Source organism: Microbulbifer sp. NBRC 101763 (assembly GCF_040371615.1).
In the GTDB taxonomy this organism is placed as follows: domain Bacteria; phylum Pseudomonadota; class Gammaproteobacteria; order Pseudomonadales; family Cellvibrionaceae; genus Microbulbifer; species Microbulbifer variabilis.
This window is the reverse complement of sequence record NZ_BAABQV010000006.1, coordinates 147797-172247: the sequence shown is the minus strand read 5'-3', so window position 1 is coordinate 172247 and position 24451 is coordinate 147797. Positions and strand designations below refer to the sequence as shown.

Here is a 24451-nt window from a genome sequence, read left to right as displayed (position 1 = left end):
TCGCAATGAAGAGCCCTCACAGTGTAACTCAAAAATGACTTTGTGGCGCTGTAAAAGATATGTTGAATCGGATGATCCCAAGAGCAACACTTTCCCGCTGTTCTGATTTTTTGAAAAATAGGATTGGATCAAATGTCATTGCAAACTCATAGCGCAAACTAAATATATAACTTAAGTTTTAACGGAGATTCCATACGCACTAATAGCCACAACCGCCAAGTTACGACGCTTGATCCAATATACTTAACTTAATCATCCAAGGATTGACCTCAGAAGGAGAAACAAAATCAATCTGCAGTACAATACCATCATCAGAAAACCGATATATCCATTTATTATCAATAAATTTTCCCTGGCTAATTTTCCAATCTGGATTCTCTTTCATCTGTTCACTTAACCAGGATTTTACAGTCTCCACATCACCGGAAACCTGAAATGCGGTATACCAATCTTCCAAGTCGCCATAGCTATATTCCTTAGAAACAAATTGAATTGACTCAGGCAAGTCACCAAAATTCGGCATAATTTTGTCTGCCATTATACCCCGGATATAACCGCCCTGCGGCTGCCACTGGTACTCAATCTTCGCCGCAACACTTCTGGCTTTCTCCATCGTATCAATCTTGCTTACCAGGTATAGAGCACCATCTATTCCGGATGAAAGACCGGCGGTAGTAATGATCTTCCCGTTATCTACAAACTTTTTATTCTTTACCAATTCGATATCAGGGAAACTTTTCTCGAACGAATTGAAGGCTCCACGAATAGTGGTTGCTTTCTTACTATGAAGCAGCCCGGTATTCGCCAAAATAAAGGCACCGTTACATACCGATAGCACATACTGCACCTGCTCAGACTGCTCCTTAATCCACTGCAATATCTCCGGGTTCTCCATCGCTTTATTGATGCCACCCCCAGGGATAATTACCGCATCAAATTGATTCTCTTGTTCAAAACTGGCATCTGGAACCACCTGTAATCCCATCGCTGAAGTAATGGTTTCACCATCTTCAGAGATGGTTGTCAAACGATAACGCGCCTGACCAAAAACCTCATAAGGGCCGGCATAATCAATAGTTTGTGCACCATCGTACAATAATATTCCAATATGGAAAGCGTCCTTAGATGTAGAGTGGGCCCAAGCCTTACTACTTAAAAGTAATGAGCACAGGGCAGCCCAGAAAAATATTTTCATGGTTATAACCTTAAATTCGAAAGTCAGTTATTTTTAGCAGGAGCAAAGGTTTATTCGACAATTGATCAGACACATCATAAAAATTCCGCTATATGAATAGGGCGCCTCCAGTCGAGGCAGTTGAAAGCATAAATTAATAGCATTAGTCGCAAAGGACATAAAGCCGACAAATTAGGACATCAATTATCAGAGAAGGAGCCTTTCTATCTCATTGATAATATTTAAGCTGGACATTGGCAATGTTTATATAGGCTCCACTGCCCTATATTTCTTCGCAACAAACCATATTGCCCGTGCTGGGCCAGTGAGGTACCTAAATGAATCTATTGAATTAGATCAGCCTCACCCCGTTCATGGGCAATAATTTTCCATAGTTCTTTATAGATTTTGGGGATTAGCTAAGCCTGCTTTTCGGCAAGCACTGCATCTGCAAATAACCCCAACCCATACATTGCGGACAGCAAGAACAGCTAGTTATTCATATATCAGTAAAGTAAAAAACTTTCCCTATACTGCTTATTACAAGGCGGACTACATGTTTTTTAGGGAATGGAGAAACCACGATTATACTGATGGAAAAGCGGAAAATGAATTACATAGTAGAAGCAGAATAAAAAGAAGAACAAGCAACTTATAATGGCACACAAATATAGTATATTTAGGGCATTTATAGAAAATATGGCATTACCTAGATGTCGATATCACAGTTTCGGTAATGCCATCTAATTGGTGCAAGAATCTGCTAATTAGCTACAGTAAAGTTGCTTGAGGTGCCACTATAGCTGGAAATTTTTCCTGTCCACCCACTCTTCCAGTTTCCGTAATGCTTAATACGATATGTGCCAGCTGGAGTATTTTCACCAATTGTCCACTGCCCTTCAGCAAAGGAACAAGCCAGACAATCTATAGCGGTATCCCTGGTCCAGATGAAACGGGTATCCAAATCATTATCCGTAAGATAGGTTTCCCAGCTACCATTCACTTTTCGCTGAATCTCAATAAACGTGCCGCCAGTCCTGAAATTATTGCGAGGATGTCCAGAGCGAAAAGAGGCGCTCACCATGTCTCCGGCAGAGTAGCTGTTACCGACATCATTCCAGACTTGCCCAAAAGATTCCCAAAGACGCTTATCATCATAAACCACCCCGATAACATGAATCACCTGGTCATTAGATAAATCTGCAGGTGTTGGGCCTGCATCGACTTCCAGATTATTGTTCATGGCATAAGCCATCTCCGTGTAGATTTGCTGGTAAGCTGCAAGGGTGTTGGGGCCAAAGATAGTATGGCCACCCTCATAGTGCTGCATATCAAATTCTTCGTGTGTAGTCACGTAACCGCTATAGGCATTCGCCAGACCGGCAATCACCACCGTAGAGATTCCATTACCCTGCATAGCTGAGAGCACCTGCTTTTCCAAACGGCGCCCCGCCATAGTAGTCATCTCACTGGGCGCAGCAACCAGGGCAAGGGAACCGATTCGAAACATCTGAAATGGTAAATAGGGTGTGTACAGCTCTTGCCCCACCACTTTACGCTCTACAAAGGTTGGCTTTGGATATTGGCAGGGATCATCCTGAGTCTCGTTGAAAACAGCCACCGCAGAAAAAGCGTTCATCAATCCAAATATCGGGAATCCATCAATTACAGATTCAAACAGGCTTTCGCTGCGATCCCATTCTGCACCCTCATTATCTACAGACATACCTTCGAAGATACCGTCAATTCCACTGGGGCCATCCCAGGTAGAACCCGCTGTGAAGGACCAGCCAACCGCGCCTTCACATATATCCTGCTGTCCTACTCCAGTGTACTGTCCCGCCACTGTGTAGCCTGGGAAGTAGATGATTTGATGACGATAGTCCAGTTCCCCTGTCAACTTGTTAGCTGCTGACTCATATAGTGACTGCGCTTTGGAAAACTGCTTTTCTGCAGCCAGCTCTAAACTCGCATATTCACTAGTACCACAGCCATCCCTGGGGCCACACACATTAGGAGAGGCATCACCCAGGTTGCTGTTGGCAAAAGCCGCCACGAAACCATCTGAGGTATTGGGCTGGCCAGCAGCCCAGGTTTCAAATAGATAACTGGCCGCACCTTTATGGTCGCTACTCAACTGGCGTTGTTCGGTTCCGAGGGAAACATTGTGCACAGCAAACCAATTGATAATCCCCATTGCCTCATTATCCGATCCCACCAATTTGAGCTGACTCATGGCTTTATTAGTATCGTATTGGTAATTACTAATATCGGAATTTTGTGCGTAAGGTTCTGGGTTGCGATTAACACTGGTATTGAGCAGGGTACCCTGATCCAGATAAATATCGCCCTCCTTCAGGCTGTTATTCGCTGAGACAATAGACTGGTAAATACCCTCCACAATCGCGCTATAATTATCTCCTGCGTAACCCAATGCACTCATATTCAACATTACATAGTGATCGTAACCACCAGGCCCCACATGAGTATGAGTTGCTGTGAGCATGACATTCTCATCAGTGAACCTATTATTGCCATACTTACTTTTAAGTTTGGCGATTACACCCTGTTTAACGCCCTGGGGAATGCCCTGCAGATCCGCAGAGACAAATACTAGGCGCCGACTATTCTGTGGATTCGCGATAATAAACGCGCGGGACCACAAACGGGTGTGAATTCCCTTTGTTGTTTGCCCTGTCTCACCATAGCCAACCATACCAACATCGGCGGCTGGGCCCGTAATATCGTATTTACCAGTACCCAGCAACCAGTCCGCACCGAATGCAAGAGGGGTAGCGCCTACTAGCCCCAAGAGCACCACACAAATCTTGATTATTATTTTATTCATTTTTTCTCCAAATAATTTGCTATAGCGATGCCTATACATAGCATGAGCCATGGAAAGAAGGCTGACCTTACTTGCAAAAATTATTCTGATAACGCAGTGAAAGAAACTGGCTCGATAGCCAGCTTTACGAAGTACAACTACATGACTGTACTTTTATTATTTCTATTATTTCTTCCTGATAGAGACAAACCTATACAGTGAATAGAGCTTAGACAGGTATGACAATATTCTTCCTTGATTCGCACCTTTTTATTAAGTTAATACTTTGGCACGCGGGTTCCATGATACTTCATTTACGCTATCCACAGGTTTGCAATAACTCCCAACAGACCAAAAGCCAGGGTAATTCGCAATGCCAGATCTGCAATTAGGATTTATTAAATATAGATATCATTCATAGACCGAGGTCGATGTAATTTCCACTTACTTTGAGAGGATCATCGGAGATGACCAGAACGTTTTTAGTTTAGCTTTGATGAATTTATGACTATTCCAACAAAAACGCGCACCAATTTGGAGCGCAAACAGGAACTAACCGAGATGCCTCTAGCTTCCGATAAATTTTGAAGCACTCACGAGCCAACAGAACATGTGAATCAATAGTCATTTATTCAGCATAACTCCTTTAAACGAAACTTTATCGCCAGGAAGGAGCCTTATCTGTTGGTACAAATTTAATAATTAGTGGTTTCTTGATGCATATCCGTCTCATCAAAGCAAGCATGGTCCCTTTACTTTTATTAGGGCTTTCTGGTCAGGCGCTCGCAGCTACAAGCTGCGACGTGAACCTGGTTGTTCAGAGCCAGTGGAATACCGGTTACATGGCCGCTGTAGTCGTTCGAAATACTGGCAATGAACCCATCAATGGCTGGTCAGTCGACTGGCAGTGGCCCGCAGACCAAGTCATCGATCACTCCTGGAATGCCAAGATTAGTCAAAGCGGCAATATCGTTACCGCGGAGGGAACTGGCGATTTTGCCACCATACCAACAGGCGAGGCGCGGTCCTTTGGGTTTAATATCTCCTACTCTGGGGGCAAGCAGATCCCATCCAAGATAAATGCCAGCTGTAATAAGCAAGCATCTTCGCCCCCAACACCTACTGAACCGCCAACAGGCACTCCACTATCCCCAATTGAGCGCTACAACTACATTCTCGGTACCCAGACAATCAGTCCCAAGTACAGTTTTACCGGGGAAGGCTCCCTTGTGGAGTCTGCCAAGGCCATTCATGCAATGGGCTCGAATTTTCTTAAGATTGCCCTCTCCACGGGCCTGTATGATGAACTACGAGGCAAAGGGCTGGACTACCAATTCAAACGCATGCTTGAAGAAGTGCCCGCTTATCGTGAGGTCCTGGAAATGGATTTTTCCCACTATATGTTTTGGGTGGAAGATTCAGGCTCCTGGATGGACAACAAGGGCATGTCCAAAGATGAACTAACCTGGCAGTACGATAAAATTTATGCCCTGGCTGAATACCTGCTAACGCAATATAACGGATCTGGTAAAACCTTTATGATCGGCCACTGGGAAGGGGATTGGAACCTGGTGCAAAAGGCAGACGGAACCCGTGATGACAACCAGGAAAAAATCGACCCCATACGTATCCAGGGATTAATCGACTGGCTCAATATTCGTCAGAAGGCCATAGATGATGCTAAAGCCAATGTAGCCCACTCCGATGTCAACCTGTATCACTATGTTGAAGTCAATAGGGTTGAATCAGCAATGCAGGGGAAGGAGCGTATTACCAATGCCGTACTGCCCCACACTAATGTGGATCTGGTGTCTTACTCAGCTTATGACCTGACTACCAAGGAAAGACACTCAGACTTCGCCACCTTACATACCGAGTTAACCAAAGCTTTAGATTTCATTAATTCAAAGCTTCCCACCAAGGCAGGCTTGCCATTTGAAAAACGAGTATTTATTGGCGAGTACGGATACGGTGAATCCTGGTTCAAAGACTGGGGCACCCGCTCCGGAGAAGCACAGGATATGCTCTCGCGCAATGTGATTAAAACTTCATTGGAGTGGGGGACTCCTTTTATCTTGTATTGGCAGATGTATGGTAACGAGTATGACAGCTGGGCTAATGAGTTTGTCGGCTACTGGCTGATCGACAACGAGGGGAACAAAAAACAGATTTACCAAACACACCAAGAGTTCTATCGGGACGCCAAACAATACCTGATCGATTTTCAGGCAAAGCGGGGTATCCTACCTACAGAGCGAGAGTTCCGCGCCTACGCACTTAAGTGGTTTGAGTCCACTAAATCCCCAACAACACCGCCAACTCCAGCACCAGACACAACACCTGCACCAAGCCCGGAACCTGCCCCCCCACTGTCATCCTCTGGCCAGTGTACTGTGGAATACACTGTCCAAAATGACTGGGGCAATGGCTTTATGGCTAATGTGGTTATCCGCAACACTGGAAATACCCCCATTGAGAAATGGCAGGTACAGTGGCAATGGCCAGGTAACCAAAAAGTGGCCCATCACTGGAATGCTCTGATAAGCGAAAATAGCGGTACAGTGACTGCCAGCGGCCAGGACACTATTCCTCCAGGCGAGGCTCGGGCATTTGGTTTTAATGGTGAGTACACGGGTGAAAATATTCAGCCAAACCTGACCACTAGCTGCCAGTCCAATAGCGTAACAGAACCCTCTCCGCCAAGTACCCCTATACCTACAGCACCAGAGCCCCAGCCCACTGAGCCGTCCAATCCCAATAAAGGCAATGCCAACAGCATAAAACTCTGGCTTATTGGGGACTCGATCACCTATGGCATGACAACACTACCCTTCAACTCCAATGGCTTCCGCTCCCAAATTTGGCAACATCTCTTCGATGCCTCCAATGGCAAATCCAGTTTCCCGCTTACCGCAAGTGAGAGCAATGGCTCCCTCCAAATTCTCTACAGTGGCAAGCCCATACACACTATCGGAACTGTAAATGGTCCAACTGGCCCAGAGGACTTGGCACAACAAAGCAGGAATTACTGGCATTCGGGAATCCCAGGAGCCACCACAAGCGATATGCTCTGCTTCCTAAACCCTACAGGTCATCAAGTTCCATCTGGCTATAATTTTGCCAACTGCGCTCAATCCATTGCTAACTTCAATTCGGTAGCTACCGAAATGTGCCGGGAAGGCAGTAACAGTGCCGGATGGCTAGGTAACCAAGCCTGCCAGCTGAGTCAAAGCCTCTCCGACACAGATGCCGTTGTGATACCTATCCAACTGGGAACCAACGACATTACTTTCTTAAATATGAATGGCGCCACCAAGTGCAGTGCCGCACCTGATATAGGAGGTATCACAGCCAGTCGACTGGAGCAGGTTGTTGCCGGCATATTGTCACCAGCAAATATTACGGATAACTCTACTCTGGTGGGTAAAATATATAGTCACCTTTCTTCATTAGGCATAGCCGATAAAAATATTGCCTTTGTAATCTCGATGATTCCTCGCCGAAGTAATATTGACGGGCAAGACCCCCAAAATTACTGCACCGATTACTACAATGCCCAGATTAAAAATGCGGTAGAAAATGCCAGAGCTTCTTTTAATATGTTCCTGGCAGATCAGGGAAAAATAATCCCTACTGGTGACTCGGTACATCCCACTACAGCAGGTCATAAGGTCATGGCCTGCAACCTGCTGTATGGTTATAGCTATGGGCATTCTGAGAGCTTCAACTGCCCAATACCAGACAGTACTCCAACTTCTGGCTTAGTGAAAGCACTAGAAAGCGTCATTCACTAGTTATACTACGATTAAATAAAGAGTTCGTTTTATAAAAAGACAGGATGGCGGCATGGCACATAAATTTGTGCCATGCCTCTAGACAGAAAAATCTAACCCATAAGAATTCCTCAATTAAAGTCACTCTTAACTGGAGCAGTATCATAAATGATAGCTACGGAAGAGAATCCACTTAGGTCAGTAGCAAGGTCAAAAATATCAACCGTGTTAATAGTAGCTGGCTCTTTGCCTTTTATAGTACGCGTATAAGTCATATAAATAGCAACCTGATTTGGATTCATCACTCCCTGCATAATATTTTTTAACTCCAAGTGACGTTCTTCTGTTGCCTGAGTGACATAGGAGTAAAAATCATCAACCTGGCACTCCCCAAATATCGGAGAATAAACCCTCGCACCTTCTGTAAAAACAGCCTTCAAAGCCTCCAAGTCACCTTGCTCCAAAGCCGATAAATACTTAAGACATAATCTCTGTATAGCTTCAGAGCGAATTGATTTTTTCATAATTCAAGAAACCCCAGCCTGAAGAGATTTACCATTCAAATAAACATCTTTACCGCTCCTTCCCGGCCAGGGTTTGATCAACCATCTCACCACACAATCCTAAGTAGTTCTTGGGATCCAATAATTCATCCACCTCACTGGAACTGAGATTTGCAGATATTTCCGGGTTTTGTATCAATAACTCGGCAAATGACTGCCCGCTTTCCACCGCATCACAACAGATCTGATATACCAGGTCATGGGCTTTCTCGCGTCCAATCTTAGGACCCAATCCCATCATAACTGCCTCAGAGGAAACCTGGCCTCCAGTCAGTTTTAGGTTTCGCATCATATTTTCCGGGTACACATTAAGTCCACTTAAAGCAAAGCGCGCTTGCGCCAAGGTTGCAGCCGACAGGCAAAATATTTCAGGAAGTACCACCCACTCAATTTCCCAGGTACCCGTAGCTCGCTCATGATCCTCTTCCATAGCATTGAGCAGAGCTGCCACCTGCTGCCTGATAATTGGCACAATGCCACTGATATAGACTGAAGAGACAGGGTTATGTTTTTGTGGCATCGTACTGGAAGCTCCTCGCCCGGACGTAAATGGCTCTGAAACCTCACCCACTTCTGTCTGCGCCATTAATTTAATATCGAGAGCGATTTTCCCCAGCGTGCCAGTGATCAACCCCAGCAGACAGGCTACCTCAGTGATTCTATCTCGCATGGTATGCCAGGCAATACATGGCTTCCCTAGCTTAAGCTCCTCCATAATCCCCACCTGTACCGCCAATCCCTGGCTCCCTAACGAGGCCAGATTTCCCGCTGCGCCACCAAACTCCCCAACCAGTGCACGTTTTTTAATTTCTTCTAAGCGCTGCTGGTGTCGATGGAAACCAGCCAGCCATACAGCCGCTTTATAACCAAAAGTTATTGGTACAGCCTGTTGCAAATTACTTCTCGCCACCATCGGCGTATCCCGGTACTCTTTCGCCAATTTAGCTAATGCAATTGAGATTGCTCCCACATCAGTTTCTATCAATTCCAATGCTGCACGAATCTGTAAAACGGTAGCTGTATCAGTAATATCCTGGGTTGTAGTTCCCCAGTGGCACCATTGCCCCAGCCCTTTATCGCATAGTGCTACCAGCTGTTGTACAACCCCAAAAACGGGATAACCAATCAACTCTGTCTGTGCCTTTAAGCGTACGAAATCAATCTCATCGGCGTTGCAGTGGCTGCAAATCTCTTTCGCCGCCTCCTCGGGGATGATCCCCAATCGCGCTTGAACTTTTGCCAGGGCCGCCTCGACATCCAGGTAGTACTGAACTCTCTGTTTATCTGAAAAAATATCTCGCATTGCCTGCGTGCCGAAAAGATCACAGAAAACTACTGAGTCAATAAGAGTTGCTGCCACGATTCACCTCTAAAAACCAAGGCAAAGCTTGCAGGTCCTTTGAATTCGCCCGGGCTGGTAGTGCAATGAGATTGCTCAAAAGCGAGACTAGCGGTACAAACAGTCATTTCTCAAAGAAGAATAGACAATAGCATTCGGGGCTTAATGAGCTATTAGTTAGTAGCTATTTCCTTCTAGGTCAACTTAATTGATAGAGAATGCAGGTATCCTTTACTCGGCCCCTGGTCAGATGACTGAGCGTCCCATATAAAAAGTACCAATTACATCTACATCAGTGAACATTTGCGGTAGCTAAGTATGCCAATTTTTTTCTTACATACAATCTCTCGCCCCACCCTAGCCAGTAACTCAATCCTCAAAAGCCATTTAGTTAAAAGAGAATTTTCTTTCCAATTACTGCCTCGTTAGCAGTCTCTACTCTGAAATCACACCACCTACTTATCGACATAAAATCATGATACTGCCAAGAAAATTCAAATGGTACCAACCATATAAATAGTAAAGAAAACCTTAAATCACAAAATCTCCACTAACCTTCTAAGCAAAAACATCCTTCCAGTACCACTCAAACTTATGCTTTTTCACTCATACTGGGACTCAATTTAAGCTCCAAGCTCCAATCACAAATAAATAACCCTTGAATTGATTTATATCAATTTATACTTCGATTCGGCTTTACAACAATAAGGGCACAAAAAAATTCAACACCAAATAAATCCTTCAACCCTACGCCACACACATAAACAAAATATAGAAGCTGACAAAAAGAAATTTAAATTTTCTTGAATTAAAAGCAATTACAAATAAATGGAAAAGAGAAACACAAGAGGCGAAAGCCCATAAATTTCAATATATCAGAAAATAAATACCTACAAGTAGGTATAGCCACACACCCCGCAGCCGAAAACTAATTAAATTTTCTCAAGAAAACAGAAGCAACAAACAACCAGCATCCGTGAATAATAATCATGATATTGCTAGAAAAAATTTTACTCCGTATACTCAAAATCCGTTTACTGGTCGAGCAACCATTAAACGCTATTCACACAGGATGTTCGTTAGCAAACTGAAATAATTACTTGTTACGGTTGCCAACTTTCGGCTCAACAGATGGAATTTAAGGCTTCAGATGAATAATCATAAAAGAGCCTGGCTAGAGCAACTCTCTGAAGAAGCGCTAAAGCACAGGGCTATCAACCACCCATATCTCAAACAATTCAGCAGTGCATCCCTTCCAAACTTTCGCTATGCGGTCGCGGATTTTGCTCAACAGTACGGGGTTTATTCATCCCGTTTTGTAAACTTGCTCACTGCTGTGATTTCCAGATTGACTACCCCGAAGCACCGGAACATTCTTCTGGAAAATCTCGCAGAAGAGTCTGGACACTATGAAGAAAAAGAGCTTATAGAGCTGGAGACTCACGGGATCAGTGCAAGCTGGGTCCGGAACATCCCACACGCACAGCTGTTTGAGACCTTCAGGAAAAGGGCGTTACGCGGAACACCAGAAATAGGAATTTCCGATGATCCTGCTATATGGTATGACATGCTCTCCGGAGTATTGCTTTATGGCTCTACTGAAGAAGCTATCGGGGCTTTAGGATTAGGTACAGAGCATATCGTCAGCTCTATTTATCCTTTCATTGAAAAAGGCTTAAAAAGCCTACCCGAATTTCAGCCGGAGGATTATTGCTTCTTCTCTGTTCATACACTCATTGATGATGACCATGCAGAAAGCTTAAACCAAATCGCATTGGATTTTGCCAATACCGAGGAGGGCCGCAAGCGTCTTCGTCACGGAGTGCTTAAAGCCTTGAACTTAAGGGCCGCCTTCTGGGATGGCATGTTGGAACGTGCAATTAGGGGTCCGCAAAAGCCTCTCGGAAATCTAAATAATTATACTCAACAAGTATCTGGAGTGGCTCAGGATGAACCAGCCCTTATCAACTGAAACAATCTATAACGCCCAAGCAGGCAACTGGTTGCGATCTGAGAAGGTCCTTTTAAGTGACTTTACTGCAAGACCTCGAGTGCTTGAGGAGTTAGGAGATATTGCTGGGCAAGACATTCTGGACTTTGGATGTGGCGAGGGTTACGTCTCACGCATGATTCTGGAAAATGGTGCTCGTTCGATATTTGGCATCGATTCTTCTGCGGAGATGATCAGTCAAGCACAGGCAATGGCAGCAGAGCTCGAACTATCCACTGCCAGTTATACGGCTGCTAATGCTGTGACTTTTGACCAATTCCCACAAAAGAGCTTCGACAAGGCCATTGCTGTATTTCTTTTTAATTATCTCACGATTGAAGAGATGACTCAGGTAATGACAAAGGTTAGATCACTGTTAGCCTCCACCGGGACCTTTGTTTTTACCGTGCCCCACCCTTGCCTACCATTTATGCGTGAAGAAACACCACCGTTTTACTTTGAGCATGGAGATAAAAGCTATCTCGATGGCATCAATCAAACTTTCGAAGGAAAAATCTGGCGCAGAGATGGAATTCCAGTATCTGTGCGTTGTGTACACAAAACCTTTTCACATTACTTCGAAGCACTCAAAGCAGCCGGGTTTAATCTTTTGCCGCAGGTGAATGAGCTTGCGGTAACAGACGAACACCTGGCATTGGACCCTGAATTCTTTGGCCCTCTGAAAGGTTACCCTCTGCATGTTTTATTTAAGGTACAAGTAAATGATTGAACTGGCTCCCAGAGAAGAGGTGTGCGCTCAAGCGTGGAAGGCTGCAGATATAGCCTCAAAATCCAACTGGAAGTTTGCTTGGCCTTCCGGCTGGCAAGAGGAAGTAAAAGCTCTTCAAGATTGGGCTTCCAATCAGGATCATCCTGTTGAATCCTTGAGAGCCGACTCAGTACCAACCCCACAGTTTGATCAACTTGCCCAACAGATCAAGCAAGAAATTGCACACGGAAGCGGTATAACCTGGATTCAGGGGATTGATGGCTTCGATCAAGATACACTCAATCTTTTGTTCTTAAATATCAGCCTGGCAATGGGGCAAACTATTGATACCTATGGCAGGTTGTACGGTATCCTGGATACAGGTCGAAGCTATAAAGATGAAGCAATTCCGGTATCACAAACTAATGCAGCTACCGGGGTACATACAGACAGCTCGCAACGTACAATCCAGCCCAATATTCTCGGCTTGTGCTGTATCACCCCTGCGATAAAAGGTGGAAAATCCAAAGTGGTCTCCGCAGCACAGGTCCACGAAGCCCTAAGAGAAAGAGAACCTGGCAAGCTCGCTCTACTCTATGATAACTATATACGCGATCTTGTCACCCCAGGCAGCGACAAGAACCTACAGAATATCCTTAACAATCACTTCCCCATTTTCAGCTACGAAAAGGGTAAGTTATCAATTCGCTATATGCGCTACTGGATTGAAAAAGGTCACCAGCGGGTCGATCAACCGCTAACCAAGGAGGTATTGCAGGCTTTAGACATGCTCGACGGGGAGCTAAACAATGAAGAAAACGTTGTCAGCTTCTATATGAACTCAGGAGACATGATATTTATCGACAACACTCGGATTCTTCACGATCGGGATGAGTTTGTTGACACATCCGAGCAAAAACGCGTTTACACTAGAGTATGGATAAATTGAGCCTCTATTAAATCACACCAATTAAATCCTTAACTGAAAATAAAGCCGAAAGGATAATTAGCATAAACTCTCTTTTCGGCTTTTAAGAATAAAAACCATCAACGCCCTTGTGATTGCCCCGTTACGACTGTTTTTCTTAGCTTATTAACATTTCTGGCCGTTTCCACTGAATCACCTGCCCACTCCTCTGCTGTCATGCAGACCTTCTTTTTGAATCTCGATCCCGTCCCTTCGCGATACTTACACACTAGTTCACTCTTTGGTTCCTCCTGTTTATCGAGGTTAGAGGCCAATTCTTCAACTTGACCGTCTTGATCAGACCCCGGCCTATTTGATACGGATGTACAACCAATAGCTAGCACCGAAAATAGAACTGCCAGGGCCAAAAAATACTTACTCATGATATATCCTTATCAATTTCCATATGAAATCCGCAGCTAAAGAATATAACATTGATATAAAAACAAGGAAAAGCTTCGATGACTTGATCTACTTGCAAGACAGCAAGATATAACACTTCTCTCAGCGCGCCTTACAATGGACAAAGAATAAAAAGGCACCATGATTTCCGCATCAAGTCAAAGCGTAAATTATTCTGCTAATATGAGCATATTCGTGGCAGCATACCACGCACGCGGCCTTCTCAGAGTGAGGGGGGATACTGCTGACTTATGGAATGGTACCAAAACCTCTATCTATTGCCATCTCTATTCTGTGGAGTATAAAAGTCAAGACTAGTGAGGGCCCATAAGCTATAGGGCTGCTAGCAGTATTTTTCAAGCCAGGGAGCGGCTGGCCGATCCCAGATCCAGGCCTACTGATATGAACTTTAGATACCTAAAAAAGCGTTATACAACCCCACTAAAGTCGCTTAGTCGGTGAAGTTTTTCAGTAGGTTTGGCTAATAATACTTTTATTTACAATAGCCGACTGTATCGGAGATACATCTGCTCAGAGCACAAAAATATTTATCTTTATAGCTTTCCCATGAAATATTATGAAAGTCCAATTTTACTAACGTTTCCGCACATTGAACTCTTTTGGCCATAGATTCAAGCTTTGTAACTGCATTCCTCACCCCCAAGTAACGCAATTGCTCAGGATAAAACTCCGGGTAACACTGCTCATCCGGCACTAATGGCGTGCAGCCCATCGCTGCGGCCTCCATTACCGCTAGCCCCTGAAACTCGTGGTAAGCGGTAGATAGAAATACATGGCTACCACGTAAGGTTTGCCGGTAGAGATGTTCGCTTTCCACATACCCCACCACCAAAAGATTTTGGCAGAATTCCTGCTTAATCTGCTTAAACTCTTCCGGGCTGTTACGAAACGACTGGCCCATCAAGTTGAGCAAGAACTTTACCTTTTTCTCTTTTAGGACCTGAAGAATCTGCAGTAGACGATCGGCGCCCTTGTCATACTCCCAGCGGGCAGCCCAACTGATGATCAATGTATCCTCGGTTACCTCTCCCTGATAACCCTGTCCCCACCGGTGATCCCAACAAAAATTTGTTTGTGCGCTTTTTTTGACAAAGAGCGCATCTTCCAAGGGTACAGGCAAGACCTTAGATTTGTTTTGTACTTCCTCGCAAATTCCTGTAGGTACACAATCGGGAAAACGCTTGAGTAATGTAACAGCTCCCTCAATTAAAGTGCGACGATTAAATTCTGAATTAAAAAGAACTAGGTCCCCAGCCAATGCGGTATAAATATTTAGTAATTGAGGCTCAATAGATTGGTAAGCATCTGTACTCACCGGATAAGCAAATTGATTCTCATGAAAATAAACAACAGTGGGAATCCCAGCCAGCTCTGGCACTAAACCGCGTAAGGCACTGAGATCCGTCATTGAAGTTGTAATAACAAGATCCCAATCCTGCTTGAGGACTTGCGCAGCCTCCCCTCTGGCCCAGGTCAGGCTATTTCCACGAATGCGCCAACTGAAATATCGTGGGGGCAGGGTAAGGACTGTCCACTGCCATTCGGGAAAAGCGGCAACCAGACCCTTACGCCAGCGCTTGTGGCTGTCCGCATCATAGGCCGAGAGCAATAGAACTTTCATCGAGAGTTAAACAATATAAATTAGGAATGCAGGGTTGGAAATAACTGCATCCAACCCCGAGAGCAGCTTTCAAGTAGAGAGTATCAATCGAAGGAACGCACATTCATCAGTCGCGCAAACAGGCTGGAAGTATCCCAGCGGGCACCACCGATTGCCTGCACTTCGCTGTAGAACTGATCCACCAATGCAGTGACTGGCAGCAATGCACCATTACGCTGAGCTTCCTGAAGGACAATAGCCAGATCCTTACGCATCCAATCTACTGCGAAGCCGTGGTCATACTCGCCAGCCAGCATTGTCTGGGAGCGGTTTTCCATTTGCCAGCTCTGCGCGGCACCTTTGGAAATTACATCCACTACTTGCTCCGCATCCAGCCCGGATGCCTTGGCAAAATGCAGGCCTTCAGCAAGTCCCTGGACTACTCCGGCGATGCAGATTTGATTGACCATTTTGCACAGTTGGCCGCTACCTACCGGGCCCAATAAGGTTACCGCTCTGGCGAAAGTTTCAATTAACGGATTAACTCGCTGAAAATCGGCTTTATCTCCGCCAACCATAACAGTCAACGCCCCATTTTCAGCGCCTGCCTGGCCACCAGAAACCGGGGCGTCAAGAAAGCCTATCCCCTTGTCACTGCCAATGGCTGCCAGCTCCCGAGCAACATCCGCCGAAGCAGTAGTGTGATCTACGAATAAGCTACCTTTCTCCATAGTGGAAAAAGCACCTTGCTCTCCAACCACTACCTGACGTAGGTCGTTATCATTACCCACGCAGGCGAAGACGACTTCCGCACCTTTAGCCGCTTCAGCCGGGGATGGGAAGCTTTCCCCTTTGTATTCCTCCAACCACTTTTTTGCTCGATTAGCGGTGCGATTGTATACCCTTACATGATGACCAGCTTTTGATAAATACCCAGCCATCGGGTAGCCCATCACCCCCAAGCCAATAAACGCTACAGTTGCCATATTACCTACCCCCATATCATCCAAATCAGGACCGCACCCAGTATCAGGCGATAAATTGCAAAAGGTGCCATACCGATACGACTAATAAACTGCAGAAAAAAGTGAATACATAAGTAAGCACTAATAAACGACAACACAGCACCCAGCAGAATATCGCCCCAGGGCACAGTTTCCAGTGAAAGCAAGTCGTATGTCAGTAACAGCGCCGGCAGTGCAATTGCTGGTATCGACAAGAGAAAAGAAAAGCGTGCGGCAGCCTCTCGTTTCATTCCTAGCATTAACCCCGCTGTCATGGTTATACCTGAGCGGGAAGTACCAGGAATCAGTGCTAATACTTGAGCCAAGCCAATCAGCAATGCCTTTTTCCAATTGAGTTGAGCCAATGTTTGTGTGCGCACCCCACGCACATCCGCCCACCAGAGAAGAATGCCGAAGCCAATTGTGGTCGTGGCAATAACAGCTGCTGAGCGAAGATTGGCTTCGATAAAGTCTTTGAAAATCAGCCCAACCAAACCTACCGGAATAGTCGCCAATACAATCAACCAGGCAAGTCTGCCCTCATCGGTAAAGTCCCCGCTGGCTAACCCTCCAAGCCCATCCCGGATCAGCGCCCAAATATCTTTACGAAAATAAGAAACAACCGCTATCAACGAACCAAAATGCACAGCGACATCAAATGCAAGTCCCTGGTCCTGCCAGCCCAATACCTCGGCAGGTAAGATTAAGTGCGCTGAACTAGAGATAGGCAAGAATTCAGTAAGCCCTTGGATCAAGGCCAAGACAACAATTTGAAATATTTCCATGGGTTACTTCTTAGATCGGATTTTTTGTCGTTTCTGCCAGGTGACCTCATTGCGAAGATACACAGGCTCTAATTCTTGTGCGGTCACCACCTTACCAGACAGGTATAGTGGCACAGCCAGCTGGGCAACCTCCCTCGCATGTATCAGGGTATCCAAGTCAACCCCACCCATGTGCGCCATGCGCAGAGCCTTATAATGCCAACCAGGTCCAGCACCATAAATAGGGGGCGATATGTGGGACTCTTTTAATGACATCAGCACTTGCTCAGGGTGCTGTACCGCCTCAGGCACCTGGCTTTGATGTGGTTCGCTAGCAGTGTAAATACCCCAATATACCTGCTGCATCCTCGCATCCAACATGGGCACTATTGAAGCTTCACCCCACTCAGGATGCGCTCGCCTGGCCCCTAGGGCCAAAGCAGCTAAACTGGACACCGGAACCACCGGCTTATCCGCTGCAAAGGCCAGCCCTTGCACACTACTGATAGCAATGCGCAGGCCGGTAAATGAGCCTGGCCCTCGACTAACTGCAAAAGCATCCAGCCCCGCCAAAGTCAGCTCCATTTCAGCCAACACTTCATCCACCATCGGCAACAGCCTACGGGTATGGTCCCGCTCAGCCTGAACAAAACGCTCAGAAATCTGGCCATTGCTGTAGAGCGCTACAGAGCAAGAACCAGAAGTCGTATCCAGGGCAAGAATCTTCACAACAATCTCAGACCAGGTAACTCAAAGAGAGGGATTGTGGCATGGTCGCAAGGGGGAGTCATGTAAATTAACAAAGAGCCAAAAACTACAGGGTACCTTCAATAGAAAACCCCGGACGGAGCCGGGGTCTGAGATAGCTGTTTAGGCCCAGCTATAAAGTAGGGTTTAAGTGAACTCGGGCTATGCCGCTTTCTTTGGCGGACGGCCGCGACGGGCAGCACCCGCTTTAGGCGGACGGCCCCGGCGGGCAGGTGCTTTCTTAGCTGTTGCAGCTGTAGCCTTTTTGGGACGCCCTACTCTCTTGGCCGGCTTGGCCGCGGTAGTAGCTTTCTTTGGGCGCCCTACACGCTTGGCCGTCTTGGCTGCAGTGGCTTTCTTAGGCCGACCTGCTTTTTTCGCAGAAGTCGCTTTCTTGGCGACCGCCTTTTTGGCTTTTTGTGCTTCCGCCTTCAGCTTGGCAGCGGCTTTCTTCTCAAACTCTTTGGCTTTGGCTGCGGCTTTCTTCGCCGCAGCCTTTACCTTAGCCTCTGCCTTCTTCTCCGCAGCCTTGATCTTCTTGGCGTGGGCCTTATCGCGAGTCTTTTTCCAACGCGCTTCAAACGCCTTTAACGCGGCAGCCAGATCTTTATCCGCCTTGGCAGACAGGCTATCAGCCAGAGTGGAAACCTTTTCTTTGGCCGCAGCCTCTGCTAGACGCACAGCATCCATAGCCTTGGCTTTGGCGAGATTCATCTTAGCCATTGCCAGCTTGGCGCGTAATTCCTTTGCCTTGCTATTGGCAGTAGCCAATGATGTTTTTGCTGCTGCAGAATTACTTTTTTGGGCCCGTGCTTTTGCTTTCGCAACACGATCTAATTGCCCATCAAGTGATTTACTCGCCGCATCAACCGCCTTTTGCGCTTTCGCGACTACTGGCGACGCTGCAGTCGAACCAGTTGCCTTCTTTGCACGCGTACTCTTTTTTACTACTCTTGCCATCCCTTGTCTCCTCACTGAAAAGAAGAAGTACATCCAAAAGTGTGCCGGCAGCATTGCCTGTTTGCTATCGAATAAAAACTGCAACGGGCTGTTTTTATCACTTATGCAGAGCGCCGCACCGCCAATTTCGATACAACTTTATCAAAGTTAATAAAAATATCCGGCATTGCAAGTAAAAAAGCGAAAAATGAGAAATTTTTCAGCAAAAAAGTATGTTTTTCTTATCAAATTTCTCCTAAACGGCTTTTTCAGGCCGCTGATAGAAATTATTTTGGCCCAAACAACTTTTCTTCAATGATCGCGGCAAGCGCTTCGATATGATCTTCACGCAAATTTAGAGCAGGAATATAACGATATTCACTGCCTCCAGCATTGATAAAATTAGCGCGATTCTCTACCGAAATTTCTTCCAGAGTCTCCAAGCAGTCTGCAGAAAATGCCGGACAAATAACATCAACACTCTTTACTCCGCCCTTACCCCACTCAATCAGCGTTTTATCGGTATAGGGTTGCAACCATTCAGCCTTACCAAACCTTGACTGGAAAGTGACTTGCCACTGCTCTTGTTCAATTTGTAATTCTTCTGCCAGAAGTCGTGCAGTTTCAGTGCAATGTCGATAATAGGGATCCCCTTTATCAACATTTGCTTTTGGAATTCCGTGAAATGACAGCAGTAACTTTTCTGCCTGCCCTTGAGCCTGCCAATGCTCGCTGACTGAGTTCGCAAGGGATTTAATATAGAGGGGGTGGTGGTAATAATCCCGAATCAATGAAATATCCGGAATATCACGACTTTTGCGAAAAATTTGCGCCACTTGATCGTAAATTGCGGCAGTGGTCGTAGCTGAATACTGTGGATATAGCGGTAAAACAGTGAAAGTTTCACACCCTTTTTTGCGCAAATCACCAATCACATTGTCTAACTGCGGCTCTCCATAAGTCATCGCATACTCGACCACCAGATCATGGCCATTATCACGCAGATACCCCTGCAACAGCTCGGCCTGACGACGCGTATAGTAAAGAAGTGGCGAACCTTCAACTGCAGCACCATCAGCACTGCAATTCCAAATCTCTTTATAGGCGGGCGCAATGCGCTTGGGGCGAAATGGCAAAATGAAGCCATTCAGTATCGCAAGCCACAGTGGACGAGGAATTTCCACTACCCGGGGATCGGAAAGGAATTCCTTCAAGAAACTTCTCACCGCTGGCGCAGTTGGCTGTGCAGGAGTGCCCAAATTCATCAAAATTATCGCACTGGACATAGAGGGGCCTGTCTGAAAAACAAATTTGCCAAGAAAAACTGCCGGCAATGTTAATGACTGAAGAAATAACTACAAGAGAAAAGGCTTTCCTAAATACCAGCAAAGGAGCTGTCGGGAAGAAATGAAAAAGCCCCCAGGTGGGGGCCTTTTAGAGTAACTGTCACTGAAGCAATCAGCTCAGAGCTTCAAAAACCTTCTCACGTATATCATCCATACTGCCCACTCCCATTACTTTTGAATACTTGGGAGCAGCCTCGGGAGAGCGGCTTTCCAGCTCGCGGTAGAAACCAACCAGAGGAGCAGTCTGCTCATGGTAAACAGCCAGACGCTTGCGCACAGTTTCTTCAGTGTCATCACTGCGCTGTATGAGTGTCTCACCAGTCACATCATCCAGTCCTTCACTCTTGGGCGGGTTATAGACAATGTGATACACACGGCCAGATCCTTCATGCACACGGCGACCAGATAGGCGCTTAACGATTTCCTCATCGTCAACAGCGATTTCCAGTACATGATCGATATGGATATCTGCATCCAACAGGGCCTGCGCCTGAGGAATAGTGCGAGGGAAACCGTCAAACAGGAATCCATTTGTGCAGTCTGACTGGGCGATACGCTCCTTTACCAGGGCAATAATCAGGTCATCAGAGACCAGCTTGCCGGCTTCCATAATATCTTTCGCCTGCAAGCCGAGAGGTGTGCCTGCCTTCACCGCTGCACGAAGCATATCGCCGGTGGAGATCTGCGGAATGCCGAACTTCTCTGTTATGAATTGTGCCTGAGTGCCTTTGCCGGCTCCCGGCGCCCCCAAGAGAATAATTCGCATGTTCAGTTAGCCTCCAAAACTGTCGACGCACCAATAGAGCCGCCGTGCCAAAAGAGCGCTACCTTACACGCAGACCCCAAATTGGGCAAGATTGCTGCTAATGCGAGGCTAATCCCGCAAGATATCCGCCCCCCTTTCGAGAGAGAATCATTGAGCAGAGCCCGGTTTCTCCCCCGCCTTGGCTCTATCCCAAAGCTGATCCAGCTCCTCAAGGTTAGCGTCAGCTGGTCTACGCCCCTGAGCCTTCAGGACTGCCTCTACACTTCCAAAGCGTCGCTCAAACTTTCGATTGCAGTGGCGTAGTGATGCTTCCGGGTCTTCTTTCAAGTGACGAGCAGCATTTACACAGGAAAACAGTAAATCGCCAAGCTCCTCCCTGGCATGCTCACGATCTCCAGTTTCAACAGCCTCGCGTAGCTCTGCAACTTCTTCCTCGATCTTGTCCAGCACGCCACTAATATTCGGCCAATCAAAACCCACTTGGGACGCACGCTTCTGTAATTTGGCCGCACGCGTCAATGCTGGTAGCCCTACCGTAACACCGGCTAGAACTCCAGACTCGCCTTTGGCATTACGCTCTTCAGTTTTTATCGCTTCCCAGTTCTGCTTTACCTGGGCTTCATCCACAGAACCAGAGTCATTGTCCCCATAGAGTTCTCCACTGGGAAAAACATGCGGATGACGGCGTACCAGCTTGCGCACCAGAGTATCGACTATACGTGAAAAATCGAAATAGCCCTGCTCACAACCAAGCTGTGAGTAGAAAATCACCTGAAATAACAGATCACCGAGCTCTTCATGGAGGTGTTCGTAGTCCTCAATTTCAATGGCCTCAGCTACTTCGTAGGCCTCTTCGACCGTAGAAGGAACTATGCTGGCAAAAGTCTGCTTCAAATCCCAAGGGCAGCCGCCGTCCGGGTTACGCAGCTGGGCCATCAGGTGAAGCAGGTCCTCCACCTTGTATTTATCTTGCACCTACCCCCCCTTATTCAGCGCAACATGCGTCTCTTCGCCAACGCTACATTAGGCAGGCGATTAATGCGATGCAGCACGTAACTCAATTCTTCAAAGTTGTGAATTTCAGCAGTCAGCACCATTTCAACGGTGTGCTTATGCTTATTGGAATGAGTCTGCATAGCCGTGACATTAATTTTCTGACTATCCAGCATGGCGGTGACATCTCGTAGCAGACCAAGGCGGTCATAAGCCTCAATAATGATTTCTACCGCGTAGAGTTCACGCGGCTTTTCCGCCCAGTTTACCTGCAGAACGCGCTCTGACTCCTCCGCCTGCATCCGTAACATATTGGCGCAGTCCTTGCGGTGAATGGAAACCCCGCGCCCGAGGGTGATATACCCCATAATTTCGTCACCGGGCACCGGGTTACAGCAACCGGCAATATGAGTGAGTAAATTACCTACTCCATCAATATAAACATCTGTCTTACCCTCACCACGCGCGACCGATGCGGTAAGAGATGGCACGCGCTCAGCATAATCAACTTTGACCATACGTTGGGCGGTATTTAATACCTGCCCTACACCGATATCACCCGCGCCTACCGCTGCATAGAGGTCATCCAGCGAGTGCATGTTCAGTTTCGCTGCTAGCTTCTCAAAGTCAAAGTCACTCAGGGCCAGTTGTTTAAACTCGCCATCAAGTATGCTGCGGCCATCGGCAATATTCTGGTCACGTGCCTGCTGTTTAAACCAGTGAATAATCTTGGCACGGGCACGCGAGGTAGTGATATAGCCCATCCCCGAGGACAGCCAATCACGACTCGGTGCCTCACGTTTACTGGTCAGGATTTCTACCTGGTTGGCAGTCTGCAATTCGTGGTTTAGAGGGACAATCCGCCCGTCCACTTTTGCTCCACGGCAGCGATGACCAATTTCAGTATGGATTTTATAAGCAAAATCCAGCGGCGTAGCCCCACGGGGCAAATCCACCACATGGCCATCCGGGGTGAACACATAAATACGTGAGTCCCCTTCGCCGGTCTGCAGATCGTCCTGCAGAGGGTTGCCTCCCACCTCTTCGTGCCAGTCGAGCACTTGGCGCAGCCAGGAAATCTTCTGCTCATAGCTATCCTTGCTCTCACTTTTCAGGTCAGTACCCTTATAGCGCCAATGGGCGCAGACACCATATTCGGCTTCCTCATGCATAGCAAAAGTACGAATCTGGACTTCCAGCACCTTGCGCTCTGGGCCAATAACCGCTGTATGCAGCGAGCGATAGCCGTTCTCCTTGGGAGAGGCAATATAATCATCAAATTCATTGGGGATATTGCGCCATAGGTTATGCACTATACCCAATACCGCATAGCAATCTCGCACTGTAGGTACAAGGATACGTACAGCGCGGATATCATAAACTTGGGAAAAGCCGATATTCTTGCGGCGCATCTTACGCCAGATACTGTAGATATGCTTTGCACGACCGTAGACATCTCCCTCAATGTCTGCCTTAGCCAACTCTTTGCGCAGAAGCTCCAACACCTCATCAATATACTTCTGGCGCGCCAGCCGCTTTTCATCCAGCAAGCGGGCAATCTGCTTGTAATCGTTTGGCTCCAGGTAGCGAAAAGAGAGGTCTTCCAATTCCCATTTGATATGACCAATACCCAATCGATGGGCAAGCGGCGCATAGATATCAGCCACCTCCCGCGCCACTCGAGTACGCTTTGCCTGTTCTACATTCTTCGCTGCACGAATTGCACAGGTTCGCTCCGCGAGCTTGATCAGAGCGACTCGAACATCATCCACCAGAGCTACCAACATGCGGCGGATATTTTCAGAGTGCTCTTCTACAGCACCACTTTTACGTTCATCTCCTGTATCTGCGCTGCGACTGCGAATTGCCGCCATTCGCAACACCCCTCGGATCAGCTTGGCTACTGTCGAACCAAACTCTTCCTCGACACTTTTAATTGGTATGCGCTTTTCACGCACAGCCCGATAAAGAACAGCTGCGACCAGAGCTTCTGAATCAATTTGCAGATCCGCCAGAATCTCTGCCATTTCCAGGCCAGTAGCAAAACTACTTGCACCTTCCGCCCATATGTTTTCCGCTTCAATAGCCCGCTGTTCCGCTTCAGCGCTCACTTCAGCGGCGCGGCGCAGTTTTACTATCGCAGCGCCATCCAGACCCGCCAATTTCTGTACATGACGAAGCCAAGACTCCAGGTCGAGTTCGCTCTCACCTCCGAAGGAATGATGTTTTCTGACTTGAACCATGTCTTACCGGACCGAAACAGGAATTTGGAAACTTACTGGCACTCCCCACCCAACTACGAAACTGCAGTGCCAGGTAAATAAAGTGCGTATAGCCCTTAAAGGAGCGCTTCTATCATAGGTTTGAACACACTAAAGTCCACGATTTTCTTTATATTTTTCAACAAGCTGCGCGAAATTCAGCATTCTTTCGCAGCAGCTTGTCAAACTTGACAAGAGAATAGCTGCGAATACAACCAGCCCTCTGGCTGGACAGTCACATAAAATACTTGTAAAGAAATGCCCAC

The 24451-nt window shown here is 46.7% G+C and carries 18 protein-coding genes; 4 read left to right on the top strand and 14 right to left on the bottom strand.

What is annotated here, in order from left to right:
• Positions 1–220: 220 nt before the first annotated feature.
• Both ABWV76_RS16055 and ABWV76_RS16050 read right to left on the bottom strand, forming a co-directional pair.
• A complete protein-coding gene (locus tag ABWV76_RS16055; protein WP_353376582.1) occupies positions 221–1195 on the bottom strand; it encodes a DJ-1/PfpI family protein in 975 nt (324 codons plus the stop codon).
• A gap of 742 nt (positions 1196–1937) precedes the next feature.
• Complete coding sequence (locus ABWV76_RS16050; RefSeq protein WP_353376581.1) at positions 1938–4022, bottom strand: neutral/alkaline non-lysosomal ceramidase N-terminal domain-containing protein; 2085 nt, start codon at positions 4020–4022, stop codon at positions 1938–1940.
• Between the two features lie 695 nt (positions 4023–4717).
• On the opposite strand from ABWV76_RS16050, the gene ABWV76_RS16045 reads away from it, so the two are divergent.
• Entirely contained in the window at positions 4718–7795 is a 3078-nt protein-coding gene (locus tag ABWV76_RS16045; protein ID WP_353376580.1) for a cellulose binding domain-containing protein, read from the top strand.
• 110 nt (positions 7796–7905) lie between these two features.
• Here ABWV76_RS16045 and ABWV76_RS16040 read toward each other — a convergent pair whose 3' ends face one another.
• Positions 7906–8298: a nuclear transport factor 2 family protein gene (locus ABWV76_RS16040; RefSeq protein WP_353376579.1), complete on the bottom strand. Its 393-nt coding sequence runs from the start codon at positions 8296–8298 to the stop codon at positions 7906–7908.
• Positions 8299–8347: 49 nt separating this feature from the next.
• Complete coding sequence (pcaB, locus tag ABWV76_RS16035; RefSeq protein WP_353376578.1) at positions 8348–9697, bottom strand: 3-carboxy-cis,cis-muconate cycloisomerase; 1350 nt, start codon at positions 9695–9697, stop codon at positions 8348–8350.
• A 1129-nt stretch (positions 9698–10826) separates the two neighbouring features.
• On the opposite strand from pcaB, the gene ABWV76_RS16030 reads away from it, so the two are divergent.
• Genes ABWV76_RS16030 through ABWV76_RS16020 form a run of 3 tightly spaced genes read left to right on the top strand, consistent with a single transcriptional unit; the run spans position 10827 to position 13324 of the window.
• On the top strand, positions 10827–11648 hold the full coding sequence (locus ABWV76_RS16030) for an iron-containing redox enzyme family protein (RefSeq protein ID WP_353376576.1): 822 nt from the start codon (positions 10827–10829) through the stop codon (positions 11646–11648).
• Positions 11626–12396 carry a class I SAM-dependent methyltransferase gene (locus ABWV76_RS16025; RefSeq protein WP_282952899.1) on the top strand — a complete coding sequence of 257 codons (771 nt, stop codon included), beginning with the start codon at positions 11626–11628 and terminating at the stop codon, positions 12394–12396. The genes ABWV76_RS16030 and ABWV76_RS16025 overlap by 23 nt, the downstream gene beginning before the upstream one ends.
• Positions 12389–13324, top strand: a complete 936-nt coding sequence (locus tag ABWV76_RS16020; protein WP_282952898.1) for a TauD/TfdA family dioxygenase — start codon at positions 12389–12391, stop codon at positions 13322–13324. The genes ABWV76_RS16025 and ABWV76_RS16020 overlap by 8 nt, the downstream gene beginning before the upstream one ends.
• Before the next feature lie 98 nt (positions 13325–13422).
• Here ABWV76_RS16020 and ABWV76_RS16015 read toward each other — a convergent pair whose 3' ends face one another.
• The 10 genes from ABWV76_RS16015 to relA all read right to left on the bottom strand — a co-directional run bounded on the left by ABWV76_RS16015 (position 13423) and on the right by relA (position 24167).
• A complete protein-coding gene (locus ABWV76_RS16015; protein ID WP_020413443.1) occupies positions 13423–13725 on the bottom strand; it encodes a hypothetical protein in 303 nt (100 codons plus the stop codon).
• Between the two features lie 512 nt (positions 13726–14237).
• The gene (locus ABWV76_RS16010; RefSeq protein WP_353376574.1) at positions 14238–15386 is read right to left on the bottom strand and encodes a tRNA-queuosine alpha-mannosyltransferase domain-containing protein; all 1149 of its coding nucleotides are present in this window, start codon (positions 15384–15386) and stop codon (positions 14238–14240) included.
• A gap of 83 nt (positions 15387–15469) precedes the next feature.
• On the bottom strand, positions 15470–16351 hold the full coding sequence (locus ABWV76_RS16005) for an NAD(P)-dependent oxidoreductase (protein WP_282952894.1): 882 nt from the start codon (positions 16349–16351) through the stop codon (positions 15470–15472).
• Between the two features lie 5 nt (positions 16352–16356).
• Positions 16357–17154 (bottom strand): undecaprenyl-diphosphate phosphatase, encoded by a 798-nt coding sequence (locus tag ABWV76_RS16000; protein ID WP_020413446.1) that lies wholly within the window; start codon positions 17152–17154, stop codon positions 16357–16359.
• A 3-nt stretch (positions 17155–17157) separates the two neighbouring features.
• Positions 17158–17862, bottom strand: coding sequence for a tRNA (adenosine(37)-N6)-threonylcarbamoyltransferase complex dimerization subunit type 1 TsaB (gene tsaB, locus ABWV76_RS15995; RefSeq protein WP_353376573.1), 705 nt, complete (start codon positions 17860–17862; stop codon positions 17158–17160).
• A 180-nt stretch (positions 17863–18042) separates the two neighbouring features.
• Entirely contained in the window at positions 18043–18840 is a 798-nt protein-coding gene (locus tag ABWV76_RS15990; RefSeq protein WP_020413448.1) for a hypothetical protein, read from the bottom strand.
• Positions 18841–19106: 266 nt separating this feature from the next.
• Positions 19107–20105: a ferrochelatase gene (gene hemH / locus ABWV76_RS15985; RefSeq protein WP_020413450.1), complete on the bottom strand. Its 999-nt coding sequence runs from the start codon at positions 20103–20105 to the stop codon at positions 19107–19109.
• Positions 20106–20277: 172 nt separating this feature from the next.
• The gene (gene adk / locus ABWV76_RS15980) at positions 20278–20931 is read right to left on the bottom strand and encodes an adenylate kinase (RefSeq protein ID WP_020413451.1); all 654 of its coding nucleotides are present in this window, start codon (positions 20929–20931) and stop codon (positions 20278–20280) included.
• 147 nt (positions 20932–21078) lie between these two features.
• Positions 21079–21906, bottom strand: a complete 828-nt coding sequence (gene mazG / locus ABWV76_RS15975) for a nucleoside triphosphate pyrophosphohydrolase (RefSeq protein ID WP_353376572.1) — start codon at positions 21904–21906, stop codon at positions 21079–21081.
• A 14-nt stretch (positions 21907–21920) separates the two neighbouring features.
• On the bottom strand, positions 21921–24167 hold the full coding sequence (relA, locus tag ABWV76_RS15970) for a GTP diphosphokinase (protein ID WP_353376571.1): 2247 nt from the start codon (positions 24165–24167) through the stop codon (positions 21921–21923).
• Positions 24168–24451: the final 284 nt, after the last annotated feature.

What these genes read in the sequence shown, in the direction of transcription:
- ABWV76_RS16025 (WP_282952899.1), top strand. Translation starts at nt 11,626, where the DNA reads ATGAACCAGCCCTTATCAACTGAAACAATCTATAACGCCCAAGCAGGC.
- ABWV76_RS16010 (WP_353376574.1), bottom strand. Translation starts at nt 15,386, where the DNA reads ATGAAAGTTCTATTGCTCTCGGCCTATGATGCGGACAGCCACAAGCGC.
- ABWV76_RS16015 (WP_020413443.1), bottom strand. Translation starts at nt 13,725, where the DNA reads ATGAGTAAGTATTTTTTGGCCCTGGCAGTTCTATTTTCGGTGCTAGCT.
- ABWV76_RS16005 (WP_282952894.1), bottom strand. Translation starts at nt 16,351, where the DNA reads ATGGCAACTGTAGCGTTTATTGGCTTGGGGGTGATGGGCTACCCGATG.
- ABWV76_RS16040 (WP_353376579.1), bottom strand. Translation starts at nt 8,298, where the DNA reads ATGAAAAAATCAATTCGCTCTGAAGCTATACAGAGATTATGTCTTAAG.
- hemH (WP_020413450.1), bottom strand. Translation starts at nt 20,105, where the DNA reads ATGTCCAGTGCGATAATTTTGATGAATTTGGGCACTCCTGCACAGCCA.
- relA (WP_353376571.1), bottom strand. Translation starts at nt 24,167, where the DNA reads ATGGTTCAAGTCAGAAAACATCATTCCTTCGGAGGTGAGAGCGAACTC.
- ABWV76_RS15990 (WP_020413448.1), bottom strand. Translation starts at nt 18,840, where the DNA reads ATGGCAAGAGTAGTAAAAAAGAGTACGCGTGCAAAGAAGGCAACTGGT.
- adk (WP_020413451.1), bottom strand. Translation starts at nt 20,931, where the DNA reads ATGCGAATTATTCTCTTGGGGGCGCCGGGAGCCGGCAAAGGCACTCAG.
- ABWV76_RS16020 (WP_282952898.1), top strand. Translation starts at nt 12,389, where the DNA reads ATGATTGAACTGGCTCCCAGAGAAGAGGTGTGCGCTCAAGCGTGGAAG.
- ABWV76_RS16055 (WP_353376582.1), bottom strand. Translation starts at nt 1,195, where the DNA reads ATGAAAATATTTTTCTGGGCTGCCCTGTGCTCATTACTTTTAAGTAGT.
- ABWV76_RS16045 (WP_353376580.1), top strand. Translation starts at nt 4,718, where the DNA reads ATGCATATCCGTCTCATCAAAGCAAGCATGGTCCCTTTACTTTTATTA.
- ABWV76_RS16000 (WP_020413446.1), bottom strand. Translation starts at nt 17,154, where the DNA reads ATGGAAATATTTCAAATTGTTGTCTTGGCCTTGATCCAAGGGCTTACT.
- ABWV76_RS16050 (WP_353376581.1), bottom strand. Translation starts at nt 4,022, where the DNA reads ATGAATAAAATAATAATCAAGATTTGTGTGGTGCTCTTGGGGCTAGTA.
- ABWV76_RS16030 (WP_353376576.1), top strand. Translation starts at nt 10,827, where the DNA reads ATGAATAATCATAAAAGAGCCTGGCTAGAGCAACTCTCTGAAGAAGCG.